26 protein-coding genes are annotated in these 25,393 nt (G+C 63.6%); 6 read left to right on the forward strand and 20 right to left on the reverse strand.

Translation table 11 applies throughout. The features are described from left to right. Positions 1–12: 12 nt before the first annotated feature. The 9 genes from BMY91_RS22030 to BMY91_RS22070 all read right to left on the reverse strand — a co-directional run bounded on the left by BMY91_RS22030 (position 13) and on the right by BMY91_RS22070 (position 7,635). Positions 13–885, reverse strand: coding sequence for an SMP-30/gluconolactonase/LRE family protein (locus BMY91_RS22030; RefSeq protein WP_090826039.1), 873 nt, complete (start codon positions 883–885; stop codon positions 13–15). A gap of 10 nt (positions 886–895) precedes the next feature. Beyond that, positions 896–2,353: an MFS transporter gene (locus BMY91_RS22035; RefSeq protein WP_090826041.1), complete on the reverse strand. Its 1,458-nt coding sequence runs from the start codon at positions 2,351–2,353 to the stop codon at positions 896–898. A gap of 260 nt (positions 2,354–2,613) precedes the next feature. Then, positions 2,614–3,903 carry an adenylosuccinate synthase gene (locus BMY91_RS22040; protein WP_090826043.1) on the reverse strand — a complete coding sequence of 430 codons (1,290 nt, stop codon included), beginning with the start codon at positions 3,901–3,903 and terminating at the stop codon, positions 2,614–2,616. Positions 3,904–4,136: 233 nt separating this feature from the next. After that, positions 4,137–4,673: a hypothetical protein gene (locus BMY91_RS22045; protein WP_090826045.1), complete on the reverse strand. Its 537-nt coding sequence runs from the start codon at positions 4,671–4,673 to the stop codon at positions 4,137–4,139. Further along, positions 4,670–5,398: a hypothetical protein gene (locus tag BMY91_RS22050; protein ID WP_090826047.1), complete on the reverse strand. Its 729-nt coding sequence runs from the start codon at positions 5,396–5,398 to the stop codon at positions 4,670–4,672. The genes BMY91_RS22045 and BMY91_RS22050 overlap by 4 nt, the downstream gene beginning before the upstream one ends. Continuing rightward, on the reverse strand, positions 5,385–5,906 hold the full coding sequence (locus tag BMY91_RS22055) for a signal peptidase I (RefSeq protein ID WP_090826049.1): 522 nt from the start codon (positions 5,904–5,906) through the stop codon (positions 5,385–5,387). The genes BMY91_RS22050 and BMY91_RS22055 overlap by 14 nt, the downstream gene beginning before the upstream one ends. Then, the gene (locus BMY91_RS22060) at positions 5,903–6,562 is read right to left on the reverse strand and encodes a SipW-dependent-type signal peptide-containing protein (protein WP_090826051.1); all 660 of its coding nucleotides are present in this window, start codon (positions 6,560–6,562) and stop codon (positions 5,903–5,905) included. Before BMY91_RS22060 ends, BMY91_RS22055 begins: the two co-directional genes overlap by 4 nt. A 3-nt stretch (positions 6,563–6,565) precedes the next feature. Continuing rightward, positions 6,566–7,183 carry a SipW-dependent-type signal peptide-containing protein gene (locus tag BMY91_RS22065; RefSeq protein WP_090826053.1) on the reverse strand — a complete coding sequence of 206 codons (618 nt, stop codon included), beginning with the start codon at positions 7,181–7,183 and terminating at the stop codon, positions 6,566–6,568. 113 nt (positions 7,184–7,296) lie between these two features. After that, on the reverse strand, positions 7,297–7,635 hold the full coding sequence (locus tag BMY91_RS22070; RefSeq protein WP_090826056.1) for a hypothetical protein: 339 nt from the start codon (positions 7,633–7,635) through the stop codon (positions 7,297–7,299). A 245-nt stretch (positions 7,636–7,880) separates the two neighbouring features. Here BMY91_RS22070 and BMY91_RS22075 point away from each other — a divergent pair, with 245 nt between their 5' ends. Further along, complete coding sequence (locus BMY91_RS22075) at positions 7,881–8,513, forward strand: uracil-DNA glycosylase family protein (protein ID WP_090826059.1); 633 nt, start codon at positions 7,881–7,883, stop codon at positions 8,511–8,513. 86 nt (positions 8,514–8,599) lie between these two features. Here the strand turns inward: BMY91_RS22075 and BMY91_RS22080 are convergent, their stop codons facing one another. Beyond that, positions 8,600–9,592, reverse strand: a complete 993-nt coding sequence (locus tag BMY91_RS22080; RefSeq protein WP_090826224.1) for an ABC transporter substrate-binding protein — start codon at positions 9,590–9,592, stop codon at positions 8,600–8,602. A gap of 196 nt (positions 9,593–9,788) precedes the next feature. Between BMY91_RS22080 and BMY91_RS22085 the strand changes: the two genes are divergently transcribed. From BMY91_RS22085 to BMY91_RS22095, 3 genes are read left to right on the forward strand one after another with little or no spacing between them, the layout of a single operon-like run. After that, on the forward strand, positions 9,789–10,847 hold the full coding sequence (locus BMY91_RS22085; protein ID WP_256212874.1) for an iron chelate uptake ABC transporter family permease subunit: 1,059 nt from the start codon (positions 9,789–9,791) through the stop codon (positions 10,845–10,847). After that, positions 10,844–11,923: an iron-enterobactin ABC transporter permease gene (gene fepG, locus BMY91_RS22090; protein WP_090826067.1), complete on the forward strand. Its 1,080-nt coding sequence runs from the start codon at positions 10,844–10,846 to the stop codon at positions 11,921–11,923. The genes BMY91_RS22085 and fepG overlap by 4 nt, the downstream gene beginning before the upstream one ends. Next, the gene (locus BMY91_RS22095) at positions 11,920–12,741 is read left to right on the forward strand and encodes an ABC transporter ATP-binding protein (RefSeq protein WP_090826070.1); all 822 of its coding nucleotides are present in this window, start codon (positions 11,920–11,922) and stop codon (positions 12,739–12,741) included. The genes fepG and BMY91_RS22095 overlap by 4 nt, the downstream gene beginning before the upstream one ends. Positions 12,742–12,808: 67 nt before the next feature. Here the strand turns inward: BMY91_RS22095 and BMY91_RS22100 are convergent, their stop codons facing one another. From BMY91_RS22100 to BMY91_RS22115, 4 genes are all read right to left on the reverse strand, one after another. Continuing rightward, entirely contained in the window at positions 12,809–13,231 is a 423-nt protein-coding gene (locus BMY91_RS22100; protein WP_062069828.1) for a DUF3151 domain-containing protein, read from the reverse strand. Further along, positions 13,231–14,250 carry a class II fructose-bisphosphate aldolase gene (gene fbaA, locus BMY91_RS22105; protein ID WP_090826072.1) on the reverse strand — a complete coding sequence of 340 codons (1,020 nt, stop codon included), beginning with the start codon at positions 14,248–14,250 and terminating at the stop codon, positions 13,231–13,233. The genes BMY91_RS22100 and fbaA overlap by 1 nt, the downstream gene beginning before the upstream one ends. A 138-nt stretch (positions 14,251–14,388) precedes the next feature. Beyond that, positions 14,389–15,075, reverse strand: a complete 687-nt coding sequence (locus BMY91_RS22110) for a TrmH family RNA methyltransferase (protein ID WP_090826074.1) — start codon at positions 15,073–15,075, stop codon at positions 14,389–14,391. Positions 15,076–15,121: 46 nt separating this feature from the next. Beyond that, complete coding sequence (locus tag BMY91_RS22115; RefSeq protein WP_090826077.1) at positions 15,122–16,375, reverse strand: chromosomal replication initiator protein DnaA; 1,254 nt, start codon at positions 16,373–16,375, stop codon at positions 15,122–15,124. Positions 16,376–16,677: 302 nt separating this feature from the next. Here BMY91_RS22115 and BMY91_RS22120 point away from each other — a divergent pair, with 302 nt between their 5' ends. Next, positions 16,678–17,508: an HAD-IIA family hydrolase gene (locus BMY91_RS22120; protein WP_090826227.1), complete on the forward strand. Its 831-nt coding sequence runs from the start codon at positions 16,678–16,680 to the stop codon at positions 17,506–17,508. Positions 17,509–17,518: 10 nt separating this feature from the next. After that, positions 17,519–18,226 (forward strand): tyrosine-protein phosphatase, encoded by a 708-nt coding sequence (locus tag BMY91_RS22125; RefSeq protein WP_090826080.1) that lies wholly within the window; start codon positions 17,519–17,521, stop codon positions 18,224–18,226. 3 nt (positions 18,227–18,229) lie between these two features. Here the strand turns inward: BMY91_RS22125 and BMY91_RS22130 are convergent, their stop codons facing one another. From BMY91_RS22130 to chvE, 6 genes are all read right to left on the reverse strand, one after another. After that, positions 18,230–19,354 (reverse strand): thioesterase domain-containing protein, encoded by a 1,125-nt coding sequence (locus BMY91_RS22130; RefSeq protein WP_090826084.1) that lies wholly within the window; start codon positions 19,352–19,354, stop codon positions 18,230–18,232. Positions 19,355–19,402: 48 nt separating this feature from the next. Continuing rightward, positions 19,403–19,975, reverse strand: a complete 573-nt coding sequence (pyrE, locus tag BMY91_RS22135) for an orotate phosphoribosyltransferase (protein WP_090826087.1) — start codon at positions 19,973–19,975, stop codon at positions 19,403–19,405. 5 nt (positions 19,976–19,980) lie between these two features. Beyond that, a complete protein-coding gene (locus BMY91_RS22140; RefSeq protein ID WP_090826090.1) occupies positions 19,981–20,988 on the reverse strand; it encodes a LacI family DNA-binding transcriptional regulator in 1,008 nt (335 codons plus the stop codon). A 99-nt stretch (positions 20,989–21,087) separates the two neighbouring features. Further along, positions 21,088–22,371 carry a multiple monosaccharide ABC transporter permease gene (gene mmsB, locus BMY91_RS22145; protein WP_090826093.1) on the reverse strand — a complete coding sequence of 428 codons (1,284 nt, stop codon included), beginning with the start codon at positions 22,369–22,371 and terminating at the stop codon, positions 21,088–21,090. 5 nt (positions 22,372–22,376) lie between these two features. Beyond that, complete coding sequence (gene mmsA, locus BMY91_RS22150) at positions 22,377–23,906, reverse strand: multiple monosaccharide ABC transporter ATP-binding protein (protein WP_090826096.1); 1,530 nt, start codon at positions 23,904–23,906, stop codon at positions 22,377–22,379. Positions 23,907–24,024: 118 nt separating this feature from the next. Beyond that, the gene (gene chvE, locus BMY91_RS22155; RefSeq protein WP_368086906.1) at positions 24,025–25,149 is read right to left on the reverse strand and encodes a multiple monosaccharide ABC transporter substrate-binding protein; all 1,125 of its coding nucleotides are present in this window, start codon (positions 25,147–25,149) and stop codon (positions 24,025–24,027) included. Positions 25,150–25,393 lie beyond the last annotated feature (244 nt).

The raw sequence follows: 25,393 nt of genomic DNA on the forward strand, positions 1-25,393 counted from the left end.
GGCGGCTGTGTTCTATGGCCTGGCGGCTGTGTCCTGCGTCGACGTCCGCAGTCGATACAGGCTGGTAGTGGCAGTGATGTAAAGGTCCCTGCCATCCGGGCCGCCGAAGCAGAGATTGGAGACTCGTTCCGGAACGTCGACGGCGGTCAGCAGCTCACCGTCGGCAGAGTAGACGCGCACGGCCGACCCCGCGGAGGTCCACACGCGCCCCTCCACATCCACGCGGAATCCGTCCGAAACTGCGTCGTCTTCGAGTTCAACGAAGGTCCTGCCTTCCCCACACATGCCGCCCTCTACCGGATAGACGGCGATCCGGAACGGGGATCCCAGGCCCGGACCCGCCGTATCCGCCACGTAGAGAAGCGACTCATCCGGAGAAAACGCCAAGCCGTTGGGATGAATCAGGTCAGTAACCACCGGTGTCAGAACTTCGCCCACGGGGTCGAAGCGAAACACGAAGCAGCCGCCATATTCCTGATCGCCCTCGTACCCCTCAGTTGTCCCCGGCAGGATTCCATACGGCGGATCCGTAAACCAGATGGTGCCATCGCCAGCAACCACAACGTCGTTGGGCGAGTTGAGCCGCCGGCCACCGAACGAGTCCACGATTGCCGTCACCACGCCGTCGTGATCCCGTTCAACGCGCCTGCGGCCGTGGCTGCACTGCACCACGCTCCCGTCGCGGTCGAGGGTCCGCCCGTTGGTGAACTCGACGGCGGTGGCATACTCCCGCGTCTGGCCGGTGGCGGGGTTGAACTCGAGGATCCTGTTGTTGGGGATGTCGCTCCAGCGAACCGTCTGCGACTCCGGAACCCAGAGGGGTCCCTCCGCCCAGACTGTTCCTTCAAACAACTTCTCCAGGGTGCCGGTGATCAGTTCTTCCATGCGTTCGAGACTAGTCGTTAGCAGGTTCCGAGCTGGGCTTCCTGGCCGGTTCGGGGCTGCTGCGCTTGCCCTCCGCCGGCATCGCCAGCACCGCCGCAACGGTCAGGACAGCACTCACAAGAACCGCCAGGAAAACGGCCGTGGACGCCGCCACGGTGGTGCCCTGATCGGGTCCGCCGCCGGGGCCATTCGCATAAATGGCGTTGGCCACCGCCCCGAATACCGCCACGCCAATGGCACTGCCGATGGAGCGGGCAAACAGGTTGGTACCGGTGACGACGCCGCGCTCGTTCCATTCCACACTCGTCTGGGCGGCAATGAGGCTCGGAGTCGCTACCAGTCCCAGTCCGAGACCCACGATGAAGCACGCCATGGCCACCAGGAGAACACTGGGCGACGACGCAGTCAGAGCCAACACGGCGGTGCCGATGACGGTGATCAGGATGCCGATGATTGCTGTTCTGCGGAAGCCGATCCGGAGGTAGAACCGGCCGGCCTGTGATGCACTGATGGGCCAGCCCAGCGTCAAGGCCGCCAAAGCGAGCCCAGCAAGGAGCGGGGATGTGTTCAGGGCTCCCTCCAGGAACGTCGGCACGTAGCTGGTGAGCCCCAGCATCACTGCGCCCACCCCGAAAGCGATCATGGCCGTCGTCGCCAGCAGCCTGCGGGAAACCACCCAAGGCGGCAGGACAGGCTCCGCGGCCTTCCTCTCCACCAGCAAGAACACACCGAACAACAACGCGCCCACTGCGAAGACCGTGATGCTGATGGCCGAGTTCCAGGCCCATGCCTGGCCACCCTCCAGGGCTCCGAGAATAAGCAGACTCAAGGAAATGGTCAGCAGAGTCGCACCCAGGTAGTCGATGCGGTGCTTGGTGCGTTCAATGTTCTCGTGGAACGCACGGAGGAGCATCCACGCGGCCAGGAGACAGAGCGGGATGTTGATGAGGAAGATCCACCGCCAGATTCCCAGCGATGCGAAGAGGCCTCCCAAAGTTGGTCCCACCACCGAAGAAACAGCCCACACACTGGCCAGGTAACCCTGTACTTTCGCCCGCTCTGCAAGCGTATAAATGTCACCCGCAATGGTGATTGCCACCGGTTGGACGGCTCCGGCGCCAAGTCCTTGGAGTACCCGGAAGGCGATGAGTGCCGGCATGCTCCACGCCACTCCGCAGAGGATCGATCCAAGCAGGAAGAGGCCGATGCCGAGGAGGATCACGGGCTTACGGCCCAGGACGTCGGAGAGCTTGGCATAAACGGGAACCGAGACGGCCTGCGCCAACAGGTAGGCGGAAAACAACCAAGGGAAGGAGGCGAAACCGCCAATGTCCTCCACGATCGATGGCACGGCCGTGGCAACAATGGTGGCGTCGATCGCCACCAGGCCCGTCGCTAGCATCAGGGCAATCAGAATCGGCCCGCGCCGGGAGCGGAACCCGACTCCTTCTTCAGTTGCTGTCGTCATGCCTCAGGTCCCGTCGTCATCACCGGTTTCGTTCCACATGGCGTAACCGCGCCCGTTGGTGAATTAGTCCCGCATCGAGGATGCGATCGACTGCGCCGAGTGACATGAGGGCTCACATCGGCCAAACATCAGGCTACAGATTGGCCGGAAATCCGGCTAAGTGGAACAACAACGGCGGGCCGCCTACGGTTCCGTGAGGAACCAGGGCGACCCGCCGTCGTCGTAAATTCAGTCCGCCGCAGTCGCGGCGCCAACAAAGGCTAGTCGTTGATCAGGTCGTGGACGACGATGGTCTGATCGCGGTCCGGGCCGACGCCGATGGCCGAGAAGCGCGTGCCGGAGAGCTTTTCCAGCGCCAGCACGTAGTTGCGCGCATTCTCGGGGAGGTCTTCCAAGGTGCGGGCCGTGGTGATGTCCTCGGTCCAGCCGTCGAAGTACTCGAAGATCGGCACCGCGTGGTGGAACTCGGTCTGCGTCATGGGCATTTCGTCGTGGCGGACGCCGTCAACGTCGTACGCCACGCACACGGGGATCTGCTCAATGCCTGTGAGGACGTCCAGCTTGGTGACGAAGTAGTCCGTGAAGCCGTTGACGCGGGAAGCGTGGCGGGCCAGGACGGCGTCGTACCAACCGCAGCGACGCGGACGGCCGGTGTTCACACCGAACTCGCCACCGGTCTTCTGCAGGTAAACGCCCATGTCGTCGAACAGTTCCGTGGGGAACGGGCCAGCGCCAACACGGGTGGTGTAGGCCTTGATGATGCCGATGGAGCGGGAGATGCGGGTGGGTCCGATGCCCGAGCCAACCGAAGCGCCGCCGGCCGTCGGGTTGGACGAGGTGACGAACGGGTAGGTGCCGTGGTCGACGTCCAGGAAGGTTGCCTGGCCGCCTTCCATGAGCACAACCTTGCCCTCATCCAGCGCGTTGTTGAGCTCCAGGGTGCTGTCGATGACCAGCGGCCGCAGGCGCTCGGCGAAGGACAGGAAGTACTCCACGATCTCATCCGCAATAATGTCGCGGCGGTTGTACACCTTGACCAGGAGTTCGTTCTTCTGGCGCAGCGAGCCTTCCACCTTCTGGCGGAGGATGGACTCATCAAAGACGTCCTGGACGCGGATACCCAAGCGGGCCACCTTGTCCATGTACGCCGGCCCGATGCCGCGGCCCGTGGTGCCGATGGCGCGGCTGCCGAGGAAGCGTTCGGTGACCTTGTCCAGAACCTGGTGGTACGGGGCAACCAGGTGGGCGTTGGCCGAGACGCGCAGGCGGGAAGTGTCCGCGCCGCGGGCTTCAAGGCCATCGATTTCCTGGAACAGTGCCTCGAGGTTTACCACGCAGCCGTTGCCAATAATGGGAATTGCGTTGGGGCTCAGGATGCCCGCGGGAAGGAGCTTCAGCTCATACTTCTCACCGCCAACAACCACGGTGTGCCCGGCGTTGTTGCCGCCGTTGGGCTTGACCACGTAGTCAACGCGGCCACCGAGCAGATCGGTTGCTTTGCCTTTGCCTTCGTCGCCCCACTGGGCTCCGACGATCACGATAGCGGGCATGGGATCCTCCCCCATTCTTTCGGGCTGACCCCAGCGGGATAGCTGGGACCTGTGCGCCGTACATGAGAATGCCCCGACGATACCGGTGCAGCCTGCCACAGGGGCGGGCGTACGCAAGAGTTCGGGGCTCTTACCAGCCAAGTTTAGCCGATGGCACCGCTTTCTCTGGTGTCAAGGTGTGTTGAGAGACGGCCTGATGAAGTTTTCTCCTGCGAAACCAGCACAGCAGGGAACTACGCGGCAGGCAGGTTCCGGCAGTTGCCACCCAAACCGGCGATGAGACCCGCGTTCGTCGCCACGGAGGCCGGCTTGGAGATCCATAGGTTGACCGGGTCCTTGATCACGATGGCCAGCTGGAGTTCAGTGCCGAGACCCAACAGGCCGCCAAGGAGGTTGACCGGAACATCGGTAACGTAGCCGGCAGCGGCCGAGCCTGTGGTGTTGGACGTGATGGAGAAGCCGGTCAGCGGAGCAAGCAAGGATCCCAAACCACTGGTGGACGCCTGCATCTCTGAGTTGGCCAGGGTGTAGCCCGCGGGAGGCTTCCAAAAGATCCTCACGTAAGCGCCCAGACCGATGATGCCCGGGTTATAGGTGCATGCCCCGTTCAACGTGGGCGGTGGGATGGTGATCGTGCCAAAACTCCCCGAAGAATACTCACCGCGCTCCCACGATGCTTCCGTCACTGCCGGCGGATTCGACGCCGGGAACACCAGGGCGAGCGGCAGCGCAACCATCAGGGCCGCACGCTTCCGACGCAGCAACCTCATCTGGCACCACTCCGCAGCCGCGCCATTCCGAACCCGGCCGCGACCGCCAGGAGGCCGAGGAGCGCGAAGCCGCCCAGACGGGCACCGGTATCGGCCAGAAGGCCCGACGACGGCCCTGTGGGGTTCCCGGGGAATGCCCCGCTTCCAGCGTTGCCACCTGGGCCGGCCCCGCCGTCCCCGTCATCCCCTCCGCCGCCGTTTCCTGCTCCGCCGGCACCGTCACCGGAGCCATGGACACCCACCACGATCTGCGTGCGGCTGCCTTGCACTTCGCGGGGCGCATCCACGGCCAAGGTGGCGGTCAGTAACACATGCGCAGTCGTGGCCGACGAGGTGCCGGGCTCCAGCAGGTCCACCCGCACGCCTTCCGCGCTGGCCAGGGCAGTGGGATCCATCAATGTGCGTTGACCGCCGGGGCAGGAACCGCCATTCCACGGTTGGGAGCACGCCCGGAGTTCCACGCTCAGGAAGTCCCGGAGCACCTCCGAGGCCGCCGGCTCTGGCCGCAGCCCCACCTCCAGGGAACTGGCGGGCTCACCGTGGACAGTGACGTCCACTGCCCAATCCGCACTCCCACCGGGGGTGAGCCGATGTACCTCGCCGGCTGGACCGGCGTCGAGCTCCAACCAGCCGGATGGTTCCCCGTCAGCAGCTACCGCCGGAGCTGCTCCCAACGGCAGGACCACCGCGAAGGCCGCCAGCAAGAACCAGCTACGCCGCGGCATGCTGCCCACTCCTGCGTCGTCGCGTGTGCCGGGGCCACAGCACCCACGTCACCAGTCCGGACACAGCCACCGTGGTGGCACCCAGGACCACTGGATTGGCGGCTGCTGCCAGCGGTTGCGCGAGTCCGGGCACGGACCAGAGGACCAGGCGGACCCGCTCCACCACGTAGGGCGCAGGATCAGCGTCGGAGTTGGCATCGCCTTTCATGGTGATGGTCCGGGCCTGCCCTTCGGCTGGAACCACTGTTTGGACACGGTGCGTGATGGGCAGCTTTCCGGGCCTGTCCACAGTCACAACATCGCCAACCTTGATTTCATCCGCAGGAATCTCACGGACCACGGCCAGTGACCCAGCTGGAATGGTGGGTGACATGGACCCGGTCTTGAACATGATCAGGGTGATGTTGAACAGGAGCGCACAGACCACGGCAAGGATGCACACCGCACCCCCAGCGGCAGCGATGTTCAACAGGATTTCCCGCAGCCGGCCGCGGAATGGGCGGCTCATGAGCTGGAGGTGGCAGTGAACTGCCAGGTCGCTGTGGCCGTTTGGCCCTGCAGCGCGGTGTTTGCCCCCGCCGGAAGTGTCACCTCGAAGCAGAATTGCGTGGGCGACCCCGGCAGCGTAGCCGTGGCCGCTGCCAGTGGATTGACGACGCCGGCCGCCTGGCCTGAGGTGAACGGCTTGGCACCGTCGCTGCCCACCACCCAGGTGGGCGATCCTGTGAAGGACGACGCCTGGCAGGTGGCCGAGCGGACCACGCGGTACCGGAGTGCCGCGCCAAGGTCTGCATTTCCGGTGCCGCTGCTGGTTACTACTGGAACTCCCAGAACCACTTCGCCGGCTACTGAGGTTGCCTTGGTCCTGATGGCGAACGGGGCGTAGGCCACCGTACCGGGGCTCATCGCGGCAGCGTTGAACACCAGCGTGCCGCCGGGGGCCACATCATTGGTGCTCCACGCACCTTGAACGTCGTAGGGTTTGGTGACGTTCGATTCGGTCTGGAAGACGCTGGCACCAAAGGATCCCGCTGCAAAGTCGCTGTCAGTCCACGACGCCAGGGTCACGGAGCTGCCGAGTCCCAGCACCAACGCCCCTGCGAGGATCGCACGGGCGCGGAGGAAGGCTGCGCCGGGCTTGGTCTTGGCTTGTCGTCGACCCATGGATCACTGCGATTGCGCGGCGAATTCCCAGGTGGTGCTCCCGGTTTGGGATTGGACGAGGTCATCGTCCGCCGTGATCCGGAAGCAAAGGTTTACTGGAGCGCCAGGATCGGCGCCAGCTCCTTGCGTCAACGCAAAGGTGACACTGCCCGGCGTCGTGCCCAGCTCTTGCCCGGCCGCCACCAAAGTGGCCGTGACTGCTTCGCCGCATCCAAAAGCCGTCGACTGCGTGAGTGAGTAGGTGAGGCCGGTCAGGGCGCCCGTGGATGCTTCAGTGGAGACGGTCACCGTGGCGTCGTTGGTGGACGCGTCGTCCAGCCTGACGGCGAAAGGGGCCGTGACGACGTCGCCGGGTGAAAGGTTGGACGGAGTGGCGGTGAAGCCCAACGTTGCCGGAGCAGTGACGGGGTTTTCTCCGAACGTGGTGCCGTCGGTGCTGCCCTCAAGGTTGAACGCGCCTGCCGTGAAGGTTCCCTGCGCAAATTCGGAATCGTTCCAGGCTGCCAGGGTGATGGCTGCACCTACGCCCAGAACCAGGCCGCCCGCCAGAATGGCCCGGACCTTGGGTGCTTTGCCTTGACGCTGGGGTGTTTCCGGTGAAGCTTCATTGTTTGCAACCATTTTCTCCCCCGAGATGGATGTTGGTTCGCGTGAGGGGACGCCAAATGACTCCCTTCCCACCCATCATCTCCTCGGGTCGCGGGCAGAGACGCAGACCTGCACTTAAGGGTTAATCACTCACCGGCCACAAACTGCAATGCGGCCTCGGCGAACGCTGGCCAGTCCGCATGCGAGGAGAAGGGCACTTCCACCCAGTCCTTGAAGGGGCGCTTCAAGCCCGACGGATCAAACAACACAGCATCCGGAAGGGCAAGTGCCCGGGCGTGCTCCGGGGTGTCCCGGCCGAGTTTGAACACCACTTTGTCGCCGTTCAGACAAGCCAGCGCCTTCTTGTTCAGCATGAGCGAGCTCGCCCCGAACATCTTCCCCATCACCACGCCGGCTTGCGCCAAATCGGCCCCCAGATCCACGAAGGCGGAGATGGCGGCAGCGGACGATTCTTGTTTCTCCATACGCCGCATCATGCCCCACGCTGCGGACCGTCGTCGAGCTTCAGCCGGCCGCCGTCGAGACCCCCGCCACGTTTCCCGGGCAACACGCCGCGTCGCATTCGGGGGCGCGCCGACGCAGCACCCGTTCACCCCCATAGTCCGGTAAGGTTAGTTAGCCCCCAACAGCACCCTTTGAGGTTTCGGCTGCGGCATGCCCGCGGCCCCTTGGAACGGTGCGCTGTAACACCTAGGAGACCTAACCCCTGATGCAAGAACTGGCGACTGAATCACCCGAAGAAATCCTCTGGAACCGCCGCTACGAACCGCACATTGCCGAGGTCAACGAGCTGTGCGACTCCATCAAGGAGCAGAAGCCGGGCAGCGAGGTCCTCTACATCGACCCCGCCCACAGCATGGATGACTGCCGCATCGTCAGCCTTTTCTCCAATCAGCGCACCAACACCGGCGAGGGTTTCATCACCCCGGGCGACGACGAAGCCGCTACCCGCATGCTCGGCATGCAGTGGCAGCTGGGCCTCCGTCCCGAGCTCATGATGCCGTGGAACGCGTACCCGTGGATCGAACCCACCGAGGAACCGGGCAAGCTCACGCCGGCCAACATCACCGAGGGCCTCAAGCCCTTGCTGCGTCTCCTCCAGCTCCTGCCGCGCACCTCGGCCCTGGTGGCACACGGCAACGAGGCACACCGCCTTGCCGATCAGCTCATGAAGGCTGCTCCGGCCAGCATCGCCCGCCGCGGCTTCAAGACCTTCAAGGTCCGCTCGCTCGGTGGCCGCTCCTTCGCCGGAACCCCGGTCCGCCAGCAGGAATACCTGGACGCCATCCACGGCGCCTACGCCGAGGCCATGGCCCGCACGGGTATCCCCCGCAAGGCCTGATTACCCCTGCGCTTACGACGGCGGCCCTCACCTTCTGGTGAGGGCCGCCGTCGTCGTTGGGGCTGCTTGTAGTGGGGTTGAGGCTGTTAGCCGACCAGCATGCTGCGGAGGTCCTTCAGGATCAGCTGCGCACCTGTGGGGCCGAGGCCGAGGAACCAGACGTCGTCGCTGACGGCCTTGGCCTGGCCGGCTTTGACTGCACCAAGCTTGGGCCAGACGGCGCCTTCAACAACCGACTTTTCGCCGGTGGCTGCGGGATCGCCGTAACTGCTGTAGAAGATCCAGTCGGCGTCGCCCTGCTCGATGTTCTCGGCCGAGATCTCAGCTGCGAGTTCATCGATGTTCTGGTTCTCCGGACGGGCCAAGCCAGCGTCCTTGAGGATGACGCCGATCAGCGACTTGTTCGCGTACAGGCGGATCTTGCCAGGCAGGAAGCGGACCAGCGAGATCTTGGGATCGCCCTTGACGTCCGCCTTGAGGGCGTCAGCTTCGGCCTGGTAGTCGTTCAGGGCCTTCACGGCCTTGTCTTCCTCGCCCAAGGTCTTGCCCACCAGGAGGAAGTTCTCCTTCCACGGGAACCCGGGGCGGATGCTGAACACCGTGGGAGCGATGGTGGACAACTGCTTGTACAGCTTGTCGGCGCGGAGCTGGCTGCCAAGGATGAGGTCCGGCTTCAGCGCTGCGATGGCTTCAAGATTGAGATCCTGGATGGTTCCAATCGAAGCCACATCCTTGACTTTGTCAGCCAAATACGAGGGAACAGGGTTGGCACCTTCGGTGGTGGCCATGCCTACCGGCGTGATGCCGAGGCTCACGACGTCGTCCAGCTCGCCGGTGTCGAGCACCACCACGCGGGTGGGCTTCTTCTCCAGGGTGGTCTCGCCGTTGGCGTGCTTGAGGGTGCGAGGGAAGACGCCGGGAGCTGCGTCCGTGCCGAGCTTGGCCGTTTCCTGGTCCGCGGTGGTGAACTTGGATCCGCCCGTGGCAACATCGGCGTTGCCTGCGGTGGAGCCGGAGCCGCCGCTGGTGCCGCAGCCCGCAAGGAGGCCCACCACGACGGCGGCACCGGCCACCTTCATGGCAAGTTTGCGTACTGCAGTCCGGCGCAAGGGGGAAGCCGTGCGCGACGGTACTTCAAAATCGTCATTTTTCACTGGGTAAGGCTAACCTAATTAAGGCACACTTCTGTGACGTTGTGACAACAGTCACGGAATCGCCCCCACGAATGCCCACCTCTCCGGAATGGTCCCCTGCTGTGTCCCACCTGACGGCGCTATGTCCCAAGTAGCCGCTCCCGCCCGATCAGCTGCAAGCGCAGTGGCCAGTTCCGGCGTCGTCAATAAATCCCGCTGGCGGATCGCTTTCCTGGTACTTGCGGCGGCAGTCCTCCTGGGCGCTGCGATCCTCAGTCTCGGCGTGGGAGCCAAATTCATCCCTGCCTCCGCCGTCCTGGAAGCATTCACCAACCCGCAGGACACCGCCGATCACGCGATCATTCTTGAAAGCCGCTTGCCCCGCACCTTGATGGGGATCGCCGTCGGCGTTGCCCTGGGCGTGGCCGGCGCGCTCATCCAGGCCATCACGCGGAACCCGCTGGCCGATCCGGGCATCCTGGGCGTCAACGCCGGCGCATCTTTCGCGATCGTGCTGGCGATTGGCGTCTTTGGCATTGGTTCGCTGAGCGGCTACATCTGGTTTGCGTTCGCGGGCGCCATCCTCACCACCGCGGCCGTGTACCTGATCGGGACCTCCGGCAGGAACGTGGTGAATCCCATCCGGCTGACGCTGGCGGGCGTTGCTTTGGGCGCGGTCCTCACCGGGATCGGCTCCGGGCTCACCCTCTTGAACCCCAAGGCCTTCGACCACCTGCGCTCGTGGAGCATCGGCTCGCTGGACACCCGCAGCATGGAGTCCGTCCTGACCGTGGCACCGTTCATGGGTGTGGGGCTCCTGGTGGCCTTGTTCTGCGTCCGTGGACTCAACGCCGTGGCACTGGGTGATGACCTGGCCACCTCCCTCGGCGCCAACGTCAACCGCACACGCATCCTGGGAATTATCGCCATCACACTCCTCAGCGGCGCAGCCACCGCCGGGGCCGGTGCCATCGGATTCGTGGGGCTCATGATTCCGCATGTGGCCCGGTGGATCGTAGGCCCGGACCAGCGTTGGATCCTGGCCACCACCGTGGTCCTGTCCCCCATCCTGCTGTTGGTCTCCGACGTCGTTGGCAGGGTTGCCGCGCCCGGTGAGCTGCAGGTAGGCGTGGTGACGGCGTTCATTGGCGCGCCGGTGCTCATTGCGCTGGCCCGCCGTCGGAAAGTGAGCGGGCTATGAGTCGCCTGGAACCCGCCCGCTTGGAACCTGGGACCCGCATCGACTTCGGCCGGCCTGTTGCGGTGCTCCGCAACCGTTCGCTGAGCACCCGGTTGGATGTCCGCAGCATCCTCGTCTGCATCCCGCTTGTTCTGGCCGCGCTTGCCGTTGCCGTGGTCTCGCTGGCCACCGGCGACTACGACGTCTCCGTGCCGGAGGTCCTCCAGGCCTTCACCGGCGATGCCCCGGGGCTCGCGCAAACCGTCGTTATGGAGTGGCGTCTCCCCCGTGTACTTGCGGCGCTGGTGCTCGGCGCGGCCTTGGGAATGAGCGGCGGAATTTTCCAGTCCATGACCCGCAACCCGCTGGGCAGCCCTGACATCATCGGGTTCAACACGGGCGCCTACACCGGTGCACTGATCGTGATGCTGACCGTTGGCGGCGGCTACCTCGGCATCGCAGCCGGCGCCCTGGTGGGTGGCATCCTCACCGCTCTGGCCGTTTACTTACTGGCTTACCGCCGCGGCTCCCAGGGCTTCCGGCTCATCATTGTAGGCATCGGCATCAGTGCGATGCTCGCCGCCTTGAACCACTGGCTGATCCTGCAGGCCGAGCTTGAGGCCGCCCTGGCGGCAGCCGTCTGGGGTGCCGGGTCCCTCAACGGCATCACGTGGGAGCAAGCGGCGCCTGCCGCCGTCGTGGTGGTTGTGGTTGGCGTGGCCACGCTGGCAGTGGCGCGTCGGATGCAGCTTCTGGAAATGGGCGACGACGCCGCACGCGCCTTGGGCGTCCGGGCGGAACCCACCCGTTTGCTGCTGCTGATTCTGGGCGTCGCGCTGACGGCGGCCGTGACTGCGGTGGCCGGGCCCATCGCGTTTGTGGCCCTTGCCGCGCCGCAACTCGCCCGCCGCCTGACCCGTAGCGCCGGCATCAGCCTGGTTCCCTCCTCAGTGATGGGCGCCTTCCTGCTGGTTTCCAGCGACCTCGCCGCGCAAAGGCTGTTCGCTCCGATCCAGTTGCCCGTTGGTGTTGTGACGGTGTGCATCGGCGGCATCTACCTCGTCTGGCTGCTGGCCAGGGAAGCAAGGAAATCATGAGCCTGACTACTGTTGCCCCGCAGCTCCACGCTGAAGCGCTGACCATCGGCTACGAGCAACGCATCATCTCCGAGAACCTCAATGTACGCATCCCCGAGGGTAAGTTCACGGTGATCGTTGGGCCCAACGCCTGCGGCAAGTCCACGCTGCTCCGCGCCCTGGCCCGGCTCATCAAGCCACGCAGTGGACAGGTGCTGCTGGACGGGAAGTCCGTCACATCCCTGCCGGCAAAGGAACTCGCCCGGCGCCTGGGACTCCTGCCCCAAGCCTCCATCGCCCCCGACGGCATCACCGTGGCGGACCTCGTGGCGCGGGGCCGGTACCCGCACCAGAAACTCCTGCGGCAGTGGAGCGTGGAGGACGAGTCCGCAGTGGTGGAGGCTATGGAGGCCACGGGCGTCTCGGCCTTGTCCGGGCGGCTGGTGGATGAACTGTCCGGCGGCCAGCGGCAGCGCGTGTGGGTGGCCATGGTCCTGGCCCAGCAAACACCGCTGATGCTCCTGGACGAGCCCACCACCTTCTTGGACATCGCCCACCAGATCGAGTTGCTGGAACTCTTCCGCGAGCTCAACCTGGACAAGGGCCACACGTTGGTTGCGGTGCTGCACGATCTCAACCACGCCAGCCGATACGCGGACCACATCATTGCCATGAAGGACGGCGTGGTGGTGGCCGAAGGTCCTCCGGTTGACGTAATCACCGAATCCTTGGTGGAAGAAGTGTTCGGCATGACCTGCCGGATTATCGATGACCCCGTGACGCACACGCCGCTGGTGGTGCCGCTCGGACGGCCGAGGCACGCAGCGGTCACGGACTAACGTGATTAACGACGACGGCGACCCCCACTTTTTGGTGAGGGTCGCCGTCGTTGTTTGCTGTGATGCCTTAGCGGGCTTCGAGCGCTGCCTTGGCCTTCGGGTCCGAGTCGTTAAGGAACTTCTCAATCCGCTCCGGCTCTTCAGCTTCGCCGATTGCAGAAGCGGCCCGGCCCAATGCGTAGAGCGCACGCAGGAAGCCTTGGTTGGGCTCGTGCTCCCATGGGATGGGTCCCACTCCGCGCCAGCCGTTGCGGCGCAGGGAATCCAGGCCGCGGTGGTAGCCAACGCGGGCGTAGGCGTAGGACTCGATGGTCCGGCCTTCCGCCCAGGCTTCCTCTGCGAGGATGGCCCACAGGAGGGACGACGTGGGGTTCTTCTCCACGAGATCCAGTGCTTCCTTGCCGAGAGCCAGGTGCTGGTAGATCTCGGTTTCAGCGGGCAGGAGCGTGGGCTCCGGCCCCATGAGGTTTCTGCGGAATTCGTCAGACATTAGAAGGTCTTGCCAACCGATCCGAGCTGCTGGGCGGCTTCGACGATGCGCGCTGCCATGCCGGCCTCGGCCGAAGCACCCCAAACGCGGGGGTCATAGGTCTTCTTGTTGCCCATTTCGCCGTCGATCTTCAGGACGCCGTCGTAGTTGGAGAGCATGTGACCGGCCACCGGACGGGTGAACGCGTACTGGGTGTCCGTGTCGATGTTCATCTTGATCACACCATAGGAAACAGCATCAGCGATTTCCTGCTCCGTGGAACCCGAACCACCATGGAAGACCAGATCAAAGGGGTTTTCCTTGCCGATCTTCGCGCCAACCTCGGCCTGGATCTGCTTGAGCAGTTCCGGGCGGAGCTTCACGTTGCCCGGCTTGTACACACCGTGCACGTTCCCGAAGGTCAACGCGGTCAGGTAGCGGCCGTTCTCGCCAGCACCCAACGCCTCGATCGTGGCGAGGGCGTCTTCGGTGGTGGTGTACAGCTTCTCGTTGATCTCGTTCTCAACACCGTCTTCCTCGCCACCCACAGTGCCGATTTCAACTTCCAGGATGATCTTCGCAGCACCAGCACGCTCCAACAGCTCACGGCCGATCCGAAGGTTCTCCGACAGGGTCTCGTGCGAGCCGTCCCACATGTGCGAGTTAAAGATCGGGTCCTTGCCGGCCTTCACCGCTTCCTCGGAAGCGGCCAGCAACGGCAGGACGAAGTCCGCCAGCTTGTCCTGCGGGCAGTGATCCGTGTGCAGGGCGATGTTGACGTTGTAATTCTTGGCGACTTCGCGGGCGAACGCGGCGAAGCCGAGGGAACCGGCCACCATGTCCTTGACCGAAGCGCCGGACCAGTACGCAGCACCACCGGTGGAAACCTGGATGATGCCATCGGATTCTGCCTCGGCGAAACCGCGGATCGCAGCATTCAGAGTCTGCGACGACGTCACGTTGACCGCGGGGAAAGCGAAACCGCCAGCCTTCGCACGGTCGATCATCTCGGAGTAAATCTCTGGGGTTGCAATGGGCATGGTGACTCCTATGCTGAATTCGTCTGTGGGTTGGTAACCCTGGAGTAGACCGCTTACGGCTAGCACCATCCTAGCGATATCCGCCGGGACGCCGTGTTTCGGGTCACTGGGGGTTCTTAACACTTCCGCCGGGAAGGGCTACGGAATCGGCTGCTGGAACACGTGGCGGCGGACCCACGCGTGCATGGCGATGGCCGCGGCAGACGCTGCGTTCATGGACCGTGTGGAGCCGAACTGCTCGATGGACAGCGTTGCGACCGCGGCGTCGTGTACTTCCGGTGTGAGTCCCGGACCTTCCTGGCCAAACACCAGCACGCAGTTCTTCGGGAGATCGTAGGTCTCCAGGGGCACGGAATCCGGGAAGATGTCGATGCCGATCACCGCCAGCCCCTCCCCCTCAGCCCATTGGACAAAGTCCTCAACTGTGGGGTGGTGGCGGACGTGTTGGTAGCGGTCGGTGACCATTGCCCCGCGGCGATTCCACCGGCGTCGACCAATAATGTGGACCTCTTTGGCGAGGAACGCGTTGGCGGTGCGCACCACGGTGCCGATGTTGAGGTCGTGCTGCCAGTTCTCAATGGCAATGTGGAAATCGTGCCGCTTGGAATCCAGGTCCGCCACAATGGCCTCGTGCTTCCAGTACCGGTACTGGTCCACCACGTTGCGGCGGTCACCATCCCTCAACAAGTCCGGATCCCAATGGTCACCCAGCGGCAAGTCACCTTCCCAAGGCCCGACGCCGACCTCGGGTTTCGCTTCTGCCTCGCCCTCCGCTGTGGTTTCGGCAGGGGCGGGCAGGGCTGTGGAGGGGGGAAGGTCAGTCACCCCTCAACTTTAGCCCTGCCCTGTTGCCCGTTTGAGCTGGCCTGGATCAGCCCATCTTCCACTTGTTGATGCGGTACGAGTTGCCCAGTTGCTCAAAAAGCCCGGGGTGGGCATCCCAGTATTCCTTGTGTCCGCTGACGCCCAGCATCTGCGGCGTGCCCCACGGGGTCACGGAAAACAGGTTCACGGCCTGAATCGCTTCGCCGCGGGCGTTGTTGCAGGTGAAGCTGACCACCACGGCCGCGCCGCGACGGAACTCGCGTACTTCCGGCATGCTGGTCTTGAAGTCGGACGTGCACTTGTGGCCCACCAGGTTCTGCGGAAGCTCAGTGGCGGTCATTTCCTTATAGCGCGCCTCAATGTCCTGGATGGCGGCCTTGACCTCGGCGGGGTCCTTGCCAAACTTGCCTTCCTCGGACTCAGCGAAGAAGGCGTAGGCGAGCGCGATCCCGTCGCCGTCGGTCTCCACGGTCCCTTGGGCTTTCTTCTGGATTTCTTCGCCCGTGCTCGGATCCTTGGTGATGCCGAACGATTCGTCGTGGGTCCACTCGGCAAGGTACTGGAAGGACGATTCGCCCGTGACCCATTTGCTGAACAGGGGATCACCGTCGGCCGGGACGTTGGTGGGGCCGGCGAAACCTTCCCATACGGCGGGCAGCGGGATGGCGCCGGCGGGAAGGTCAGTGGATGCCGATGCATCTCCCGACGGCTCGGCAGAAGGCTCGGCGGCTGCATCCGATGCTTCTTCGGAGGACGTCACCGACGGCGTTTCAACGGCCACAGGCTTGGTCATCGCGGGAATGAGCCACGTGAATGCCACCACCAGGGCAATAATCACGACGACGGCCACTCCACCCAGGATGAAGAACAGCGACTTCCTGTTGTGGTCGCCCGGGTTCTGGTTGGGGCCAACAGGGTAGCCGGGCTGGCCTGGTGCGCCGGGGTACCCGGAGCCAGGTGCGCCCGGGTAGCCGGGCTGGCCTGGTGCGCCCGGGTAGCCGGGCTGGTTGGGGTCCGCCTGCGGGTGGCGGTGAACCGTCTCGGCGTACACGCCGTCGGGGTGTACGTGCGGTGACTGGTTCCCCTGTGCAGGAAATGCCTGAGTGGGCGGTTGTTGCGTGGGGAAAGCCTCGGTACGGCCCTCCTGCGGCTGGGCCGGCTGTTGGGCCTCCGGCTGGTACATGGGCTGGGTCTGCCCCGGCTGGTACTGACGGTACTGTTCCTTGCCGGTGTCATATCGCGGCTGTGGCACGCCGTCCGGGTTGTAGGGAGGTTGCGGTGCTCCATTGTTATTGCTCATGACAGGCCCTTTCGAGTGCAGTGCTGGCACCGTGCCTCTGGGGACACTGGTGGACAATCCGGAAAAGGGGACCTGCTGAAGCGTGGCAGGCACTGAGTGTTCACCGTGAAGATCCCCCGACCCACGGCGTGGCCTGTTCCGCGCAGCCACCAGCGTAGTTCAGGCCACCGTGCATCGCACAAGTCATAAGGGCTATTCGCATGGGTAGAACTACCCACATAAGCGCGGACTCAGGATGTTTAGGCAACAGATTGATGGAAGACTGGGTGGCAGTGCATGAACAACCCACGCCGGAGGCAAATATGGCAGAAGAATCCACGCCCCACACGTCCACCTCGGTTTACCGCAATGGCCACGAAATCGAATGCTGGCTCACGGACATGGACGGCGTCCTGGTCCACGAAAACCAGGCGATCCCCGGCGCAGCTGAACTGATCCAGCGCTGGGTGGATACCTCCAAACGCTTCCTGGTGCTGACCAACAACTCCATCTTCACCCCGCGGGACCTCGCCGCCCGCCTGCGTGCATCCGGCCTGGAAGTACCGGAAGAGAACATCTGGACGTCGGCGCTGGCAACGGCACAGTTCCTCAAGGACCAGGTGCAGTCCTCGGACTCAGGCAACCGCGCATACACCATCGGCGAGGCCGGCCTCACCACCGCGCTGCACGAGGCCGGTTTTATTCTCACGGACACGGACCCCGATTTCGTGGTCCTCGGCGAAACCCGCACTTACTCTTTCGAAGCGATCACCATGGCCGTCCGCCACATCCTGGCAGGCGCCCGCTTCATCGCCACCAACCCTGACGCCACCGGCCCCTCCAAGGACGGCCCCATGCCGGCTACCGGCGCCATCGCGGCCATGATCACCAAGGCAACCGGCCGCGAGCCCTATATTGTGGGCAAGCCGAACCCCATGATGTTCCGCTCGGCGATGAACCAGATCGATGCCCACTCCGAGACCACTGCCATGATCGGGGACCGCATGGACACGGACATCGTGGCCGGTATGGAAGCGGGCCTGCACACGGTCCTGGTGCTCAGCGGCATCACACAGCGTGAGGAAATCGTGTCCTTCCCGTTCCGGCCCAACCAGATCCTGAACTCCGTGGCCGACCTCAAGAGCCAGATCTAGGGGACGCACCATGGCTGTGCTCAATCTGCGTGCTTTGGCCGGCGGCCGGATACTCAGGGGGAGCCAGCCGTTCGGTTTGGATGCCGCTGCAACGTCGGGTTTCCTGGCGGAGCACGGCATCCAGGCGATCGTGGATTTACGGAGTGAACTGGAGCGCTCCTTGGTTCCGTGGTTGGTTCACGACGCCGACGCACCTGCCGCCGTCGTCCCGCCCGCCGTCGAACTCATCAACAATCCACTGGACCCCAACGCGGTGGCGGGGTCGCTCCAAGCAGTCGAAACGGCTGAGGACCTCGGGGAGCTGTACCTTGGCTGGATCCGGATCCGGCCCGAGTGGGTGGCGGATGCACTGCGTCCCGTGGCGAGCGGCAAGCGCACGTTGATTCATTGTTCGTTGGGTAAGGACCGGACAGGCGTGGTGTCGGCTGTTGGGCTGCTGGCAGCCGGCGGGACCGAGGACCAAGTGGTGTCGGATTACATTGCAACCACAGCAAACCTGCCGGACGTCCTGAAGGTCATGGCCGAGACGTGGCGCCTCAGCGTTCCCTCAACGCCGGCAGAGTATTTCAGCCCGGACCTCATGATCCTGCAAAGCCCCGAGGCCGCGATCCGGCATTTCCTTGCTGGTTTCGCACAGGAGTTCGGGGACGTACGCGGCTTCCTGCGCGAGGCAGGCCTCACCGCCGTCGAGGTTGAATCGCTGGGGAACGGTACCTGAGAGCTACGCCGGCCGGATGACCTTGCCGTTGGGCTCTTGATACGACGGCTCTACGGGCTCTGGCGGCAGCGGCTGCAGTTCATCCTGGACCCGCTCCAGCAGCGGCCTGTACACGCCACCGTTCCATTGGGGGCTGGCATGCGCGGGGCGGGCGCCGTCGGTACTGAGCGTGGGCAGGGCCATGTTTGCTCCGAACACTTTGCTCCAACCGGCACGAGCCGACTCGTAATTGACGGTCCCGTCCTTGGAATTGCCCAGGAACGCCATCTTGGCCCCACCGATCTTGCCGGCAAAACGCAGGCCATCAAAGTGATAGATGTAGGCCGACTCCGTCTGGATCAGCACACTGGACGGGGCGATCGGCGAGAGTTGCTCCAGGCTCTGGTCAAGGATCTGCCGCCACGTCCGCTCGTCCTTGTGCACCACGCGCTCCCCCAGCTCATAGCTTCCGCGGAGCACCGAAGGGATGCGGAACCCATTCTCGTAGAGGAACACCACGCCGTCGAACCAACTTTGGTCAAGGACGTCGGCGCGGCTGAACGGGCTCGAGTCCAGAACGATTAATTGCGTCTCAACGCCGTGCAGCTCCAGCAGGCGGGCAGCGACCTGTGTGGCGAGCATCCCGCCGAAACTGTGGCCGTAGAAGTACAACTTCTCAAGTTCCAGTTCGCGCACGTGCAGGATGATTTCGCGGACGATCTCGTCCACGTCCAGCCCCAGATTGGAATATCCGACGGCGGCAAGGCGGCCGCGCTGGTGCAGGGCGGGACGCAGTGAGTTGAGAATCCACTGCCCCTCTTCCCAACTGGTCTTGTACCCGGGAAAGAGAATCCAGCTGGCTTTGGGGAAGTACAAGTCCGAGTAGGGATCGGGGACGCGAAGTATCTTGGTGGCCCGACGCTCGGCCTGCACCCGCCGGGTGAAGAGCATGTCCCCGGCCAGCGCCGCGGATGCGCCAGCGGTGATGAGGAAGTTGCGGCGGGACGTCTTTTTGAGCCGGGCAGCGTAAGGCAGGATCCGGGCCCACGAGCCCGGATCCTCGGCCTTCTCCGTTTCCGGAGTCACCGGCGCGGGGAGGTTTTCGTTCACCTCCGGCGGCGCCGGGAGCTTCCCTACTTGAACGTCCACGCAGCAAGCATAGGCTCGCCGGGCACTGCCTTACAGCCCCGGTGGTTCTTAGTCGAGGCCCAGCTCATCCTTACCGAAAGCGAAGAGGTACGGCACGCCGGTTTCGGCTTCGATCTTCTCTTTTGCACCAGTGTTGCGGTCAACGATCACGGCCACAGCCACCACATTGCCGCCGGCCTTGCGGACACCCTCGACGGCGGTCAGTGCGGATCCGCCGGTAGTGGACGTGTCCTCCAGAACCACCACGTTGCGGCCTTCAACCGAGGGGCCTTCAACCTGGCGGCCCATGCCGTAGGACTTCTGGGCCTTGCGCACCACAAAAGCGTCAACGGGGCGGCCGGCGTCGGCGGCAGCGTGCATCACGGCGGTGCCCACGGGATCGGCACCCATGGTGAGCCCGCCGGCGCACTCAACTGACACACCGGCGTCGTCGATCATTGCCAACATGACCTGGCCCACCAGCTTGGAGGCCTCGTGATGCAAGGTGATGCGGCGGAGGTCGATGTAGTAGTCCGCTTCCTTGCCGCTGGAGAGGATCACCTTGCCGCGGACCACCGCCAGTTCTTTGATGAGTTCAAGAAGGCGGGCGCGGGCAGCAGCAGTGTCAGGCGTGGAAGTCATGGCTCCTAGTTTAGTGGGAACGGAGCTTTGTGAAGGGCAGGGGCCGCCGTGGTGGAGCGGACCACCAGGCGGGGGCTGACAATCTGGTCCCCGGTTCCGCCGTCACCGTCAAGCTGCTGCAGCACTGCCTCCATGCACCGGCGGCCGAGCTCTTCGAAGTCCTGCCTGACGGTGGTCAGCGGTGGCATGAAGAATTCCGCTTCGGGTTGATCGTCATATCCCACCACGCTGATCTCGCCCGGCACGCGAAGTCCTGCCTCCTGGACTGCCCGGAGCACGCCGACGGCCATTTGGTCGTTCGCGACGAACACGGCAGTAACGCCATGGTGTTTGAGGAGTTCCAGGCCTGCCCGGTAGCCCGATGCCGCGTCCCAGGCACCTTGGAGCAGGACGTCAGGTTCAAGGCCGGCGCTGCCCAGCGCTTCCTGCCATCCCTTGATGCGCTCTGCGGCATCGATCCAATGCGTCGGTCCGGAAATATGGGCAATGTGACGATGCCCCAGGGCGATCAGATGCTCCACCGCCAGGCGGGCACCCAGCCTTTGATCCAGGGAGGCACCCTGCAACTGGTTTCCCGCGCCCGCACCGACTGCCACGATCGGCACAGGAACCTCGACGTCGCGGAGCGCAGCAAGGACATCCGGATGCGGAACCAAGATCACGATGCCGTCCACGGACTGGTTCCGGAAATGCGCAATGGCATCATTGACGCTCGCGCTGGTCACCTCACGGAGATTGGCGATGCTGACAAAGTAGCCTGCCTCCCGGCCCGCCTGCTCAACGCCCAAGAGGGTGTTTGCAGGCCCGAACTGCCCGGTCTCGCACGCCAGGACACCGATGGTCCGGGACCGCCGGGTGACCAGGCTGCGGGCGGCGGTATTGCGCCGGTACCCCAGGGATGCAATGGCCTCTTCCACGCGCTCCTTGGTCTTGCCGCTGACGTTCGGATGGTTGTTCAGGACGCGCGAGACGGTTTGATGCGAGACGCCGGCCAACTTGGCCACGTCTCCCATCACCGGTGGTCTGAACGCTGTGTCAGTCCTGGCTGCTGTGTCCGACCCGGCCCCAGGCCTTTCCTGGGACCGGGCCGCTCCCCCGGGTGACATCAGCAACTATTTCGCGTCGACGCCGACAGGCTCAGCCTTGACTGCCGGAGCCGCCTCAGTGGCCGGAGGCGTGGTCTTCCACTTGAAGCGGCGTCCCATGGAAGAACCTCCACCTGCGCCCGTCCGGTTTTTGTTGAAGATGTCGAAGCCAACGGCAAGGAGGAGTACCAGGCCCTTGATGAGCTGCTGATAGTCCGTGCCCAGGCCAAGGATGGACATGCCGTTGTTCAGGACGCCCATGATCAGGCCACCGATCATGGCTCCAGCCACGGTGCCAATGCCGCCTTGGACCGCCGCGCCTCCGATGAAGGCCGCGGCAATGGAGTCGAGTTCAAAGCCTGTACCACCGGCGGGTTGGGCGGAGTTAAGACGAGCGGTGAACACGAGGCCGGCCAACGCGGCGAGAACGCCCATGTTGACGAAGAGGCGGAAGGTGACCTTCTTGGTCTTGATGCCGGAGAGCTCGGCCGCGTGGAGGTTGCCACCGATTGCGTACGTGTGCCGGCCGAAGATGCTGTTGTTCATCAGTGCCGAATAAACGATCACCAGGACAGCCAGCACAATCAGGACGATCGGAGTTCCGCGGTAGCTGGCCAGCAGGAAGGTGATGATGAGCATCAGGACAGCGATGAACCCGTTCTTGACGGCAAACCATGCCATCGGTTCGTTCTCCAGGTTGAACTTGCGGCGGACCCGGCGTTCCTTCAGGGCCTGGAAGAGGATGGCCGCCGTACCGCCGACGCCCAGGATGACCGTCAGCCACTCAAGGACGGAGGTGCCACCGGAAATATCCGGCAGGAAGCCGCCACCCAGGGCGCGCAGTTCGTTCGGGAACGGGGTGATCTGCTGATTCTTGAGGGTGATGAGGGTCAGCCCGCGGAAGATCAACATGCCTGCAAGGGTGACGATGAAGGCCGGGATGCCTACATAGGCGATCCAGTAGCCTTGCCACGCTCCCACCAACGCGCCAACCAGGAGGCAGGCGGGGATGGCGAGCCACCAAGCCCAGCCCCAGTGCACAATCATCACGCCGGCCACCGCGCCGATGAAGCCCGCAATGGAGCCCACGGAGAGGTCAATGTGTCCGGCGATGATCACCATCACCATGCCGATGGCCAGGATCAGGATGTAGCTGTTTTGGACCACCAGGTTGGTGACGTTCTGCGGCTCCAGCAGGATGCCGTCTGTCAGGACCTGGAAGAGGATGACGATCAGGATCAGGGCAACAAAGATGCCAACCTGGCGGAGGCGGCTTGTGAGGAAGCCAAGGGATTCTCGTAGGGCGGACATGGTGGTTATTCCTTCTCTTGGGTCATGAAGTGCATGAGGGTTTCCTGGGTGGCTTCGGCGATGGGAACCTCGCCGGTGATGTGGCCTGCTGACAGCGTGTAGATCCTGTCGCAAATGCCCAGGAGTTCCGGGAGCTCAGAGGAGATCACAATGACGGCTTTCCCGGCAGCAGCGAGCTCAGCGATGATCGTATAGATCTCAAACTTGGCACCGACGTCGATTCCGCGGGTGGGTTCATCCAGGATCAGGACGTCAGGATCTGAGAACATCCATTTACTCAGCACCACCTTTTGCTGGTTTCCGCCCGAGAGCTTGCCCGTAATGGCCGCTACCGACGGTGCCTTGATATTCATGCTCTTGCGGTACTGGTTGGCTACGGTGGTCTCTTTGTTGCCGTCCACCCAGCCGCGTTTGGCCAGCTTGTTCAGAGCTGCCATGGAAATGTTCCGCTTGATGTCTTCGATCAGGTTCAGGCCGTAGTGCTTCCGGTCTTCGGTGGCATAGGCGATCCCGTGCTCGATTGCATCGGAGACAGTGGAAGTGTTGATCTCCTGGCCGTATTTGTAGACCTTGCCTGATACGGCACGGCCATACGTCCGGCCGAAAACACTCATGGCCAGTTCTGTCCGGCCAGCGCCCATCAGCCCGGCCAGGCCCACTACCTCGCCCTTGCGCACGTTGAGGCTGGCATTGTTAACCACCGTCCGTGCATGGTCCTGCGGATGCTGCACGGTCCAGTCCTCGATGCGGAGGACTTCTTCGCCGATGTTGGATGTGCGGTCCGGGTAGAGGCTTTCAAGGTCGCGTCCCACCATGCCTCGGATGATGCGTTCCTGGGTGATCTGGCCTTGATCAAGCCGCAGGGTCTCAATGGACTTTCCGTCGCGGATGATGGTGACAGCATCGGCCACTTTACGGATCTCGTTGAGCTTGTGGCTGATGATGATGCTGGTGACGCCTTGGCCCTTGAGGTGCAATATGAGGTCCAGCAAGTGGTCTGAATCTTCATCATTCAGCGCCGCGGTAGGTTCGTCCAGAATCAGGAGTTTCACCTCTTTGGACAGGGCCTTGGCAATCTCCACCAGCTGCTGCTTGCCAACACTGATGTGCTGGATGGGCGTAACAGGGTTTTCGCTGAGTCCCACGCGGGCCAGCAGCTTGGCAGCTTCCAGGTTGGTCTTGCGCCAGTCCACCCAACCTTTATTGGCCAGCTCGTTGCCGAGGTAGATGTTCTCAGCGATGGACAGGTACGGGCTGAGGGCCAGTTCCTGGTGGATGATCACGATGCCACGCTTCTCGCTGTCCGTGATGCTGGAAAATTCGCAGGGTTCGTTCTCGAAGAGAATGTCGCCGTCGAAGGTGTTGTGCGCGTAGACGCCGGAGAGAACCTTCATGAGGGTGGATTTGCCGGCTCCGTTCTCACCGCAAATGGCGTGGACCTCACCGCGGTTGACGTCCAGGGTGACGTCCTGAAGGGCTTTAACCCCGGGGAAGGTCTTGGTGATTCCTCGCATTTGAAGAATGGGTACGTTCATCGTCAATTCCCGCTGACTGGTTGGAACTTCGCCGGACCGAGGACTCGGGGGCTATGAGGGGAGGCTGTGGGCCCACCGCACTGCGGTAAAGAACAGTGCGATGGGGCCACAGGGGGTGCTACTTGACGTCGGATTCCTTGTAGTAACCCGAATCGATGAGTTCCTTCTGGAAGTTGTCCTTGGTGATGATGACGGACTTCAGGAGGAATGCCGGGACAACCTTGACCTTGTTGTTGTAGGTCTTGGTGTCGTTGGTTTCGGGCTCAGTGCCCTTGAGGACGGCGTCCACCATCTTCACGGCCTGCGCGCCCAGCTGGCGGGTGTCCTTGAAGATGGTGGAGTACTGCTCGCCGGCCACGATCGACTTCACGGAGCCCTTCTCTGCGTCCTGGCCGGTGACAACGGGCAGGCTTCCGGTGGAGTAGCCGCCGGTGCTGGTCAGTGCGGAGATGATGCCGATGGAGAGGCCGTCATACGGGGAAAGTACGCCGTCCAGCTTGGTGCCGGAGCTGTAGGCCGAGGTGAGGATATCTTCCATGCGCTTCTGGGCTACGGGCGCCTGCCAGCGCAGGATGGCTGCCTGCTCAAACTTGGTCTGGCCGCTGGGGACCTTCAGGGTGCCCGCGTCCATGTACGGCTTGAGGGTGTCCATGGCGCCGGTCCAGAAGAAGTTGGCGTTGTTGTCGTCCGGGCTGCCCGCGAACAGCTCAACGTTGAAGGGGCCCTTGCCCTCAACCTTCTTGCCGCTTGCGTCCACCAGGCCCAGGCCGGTCAGCAGCGAGGTGGCCTGCTGGACGCCCACGGTGTAGTTGTCGAACGTGGTGTAGTAGTCCACGTTGGGGGTTCCGTTGATGAGGCGGTCGTAGGCGATGACCTTGACGTTTTGTTCCTTGGCTTTGGCCAGGACATCGGTCAACGTAGTGCCATCGATAGCGGCGATGATCAGTGCCTTGGCACCCTTCGTCAGCATGTTCTCGATCTGGGAGACCTGCGTGGGGATGTCATCGTTGGCGAATTGAAGGTCTGTCTTGTAGCCAAGGTCCTTCAGGGACTTCTCAACGTTGGCGCCATCGGCGATCCAACGTTCGGAAGTCTGGGTGGGCATGGAAATGCCTACCAGTGAATCGCTGGGGTTCGCAGTGCTGCTGGATTCGGCAGCTCCACCGCGACTGCCGCAGCCTGTTGCTCCGACGGTCAAGGTTAGGACAACCGCTACGGCGCCCAGGAGTTTCTTCAATCTCACGTTGCTCTCCTTCCGCGGCAGCATTGCCGCGAACTCTGATGCAGCCGGAGCATCTGCGCGTCCGGCACGGTAACGCTTTGCGGGCCTGTGGGCTTAGGGGCGGCACATGCCAACGTCAAGGTGGTGCGAATGCCATTGTGAACGCTAACAATACCGCCGGTCAAGTGCCGTGGATCACGAAAGGGTTGCGGCTGGGAAGCGCCGCGAAACCCCTTGACTTGAAACGTTGTTAGCGTTCACAATT

The sequence above is a fragment of the Arthrobacter sp. yr096 genome, assembly GCF_900108925.1.
Lineage (GTDB): Bacteria > Actinomycetota > Actinomycetes > Actinomycetales > Micrococcaceae > Arthrobacter.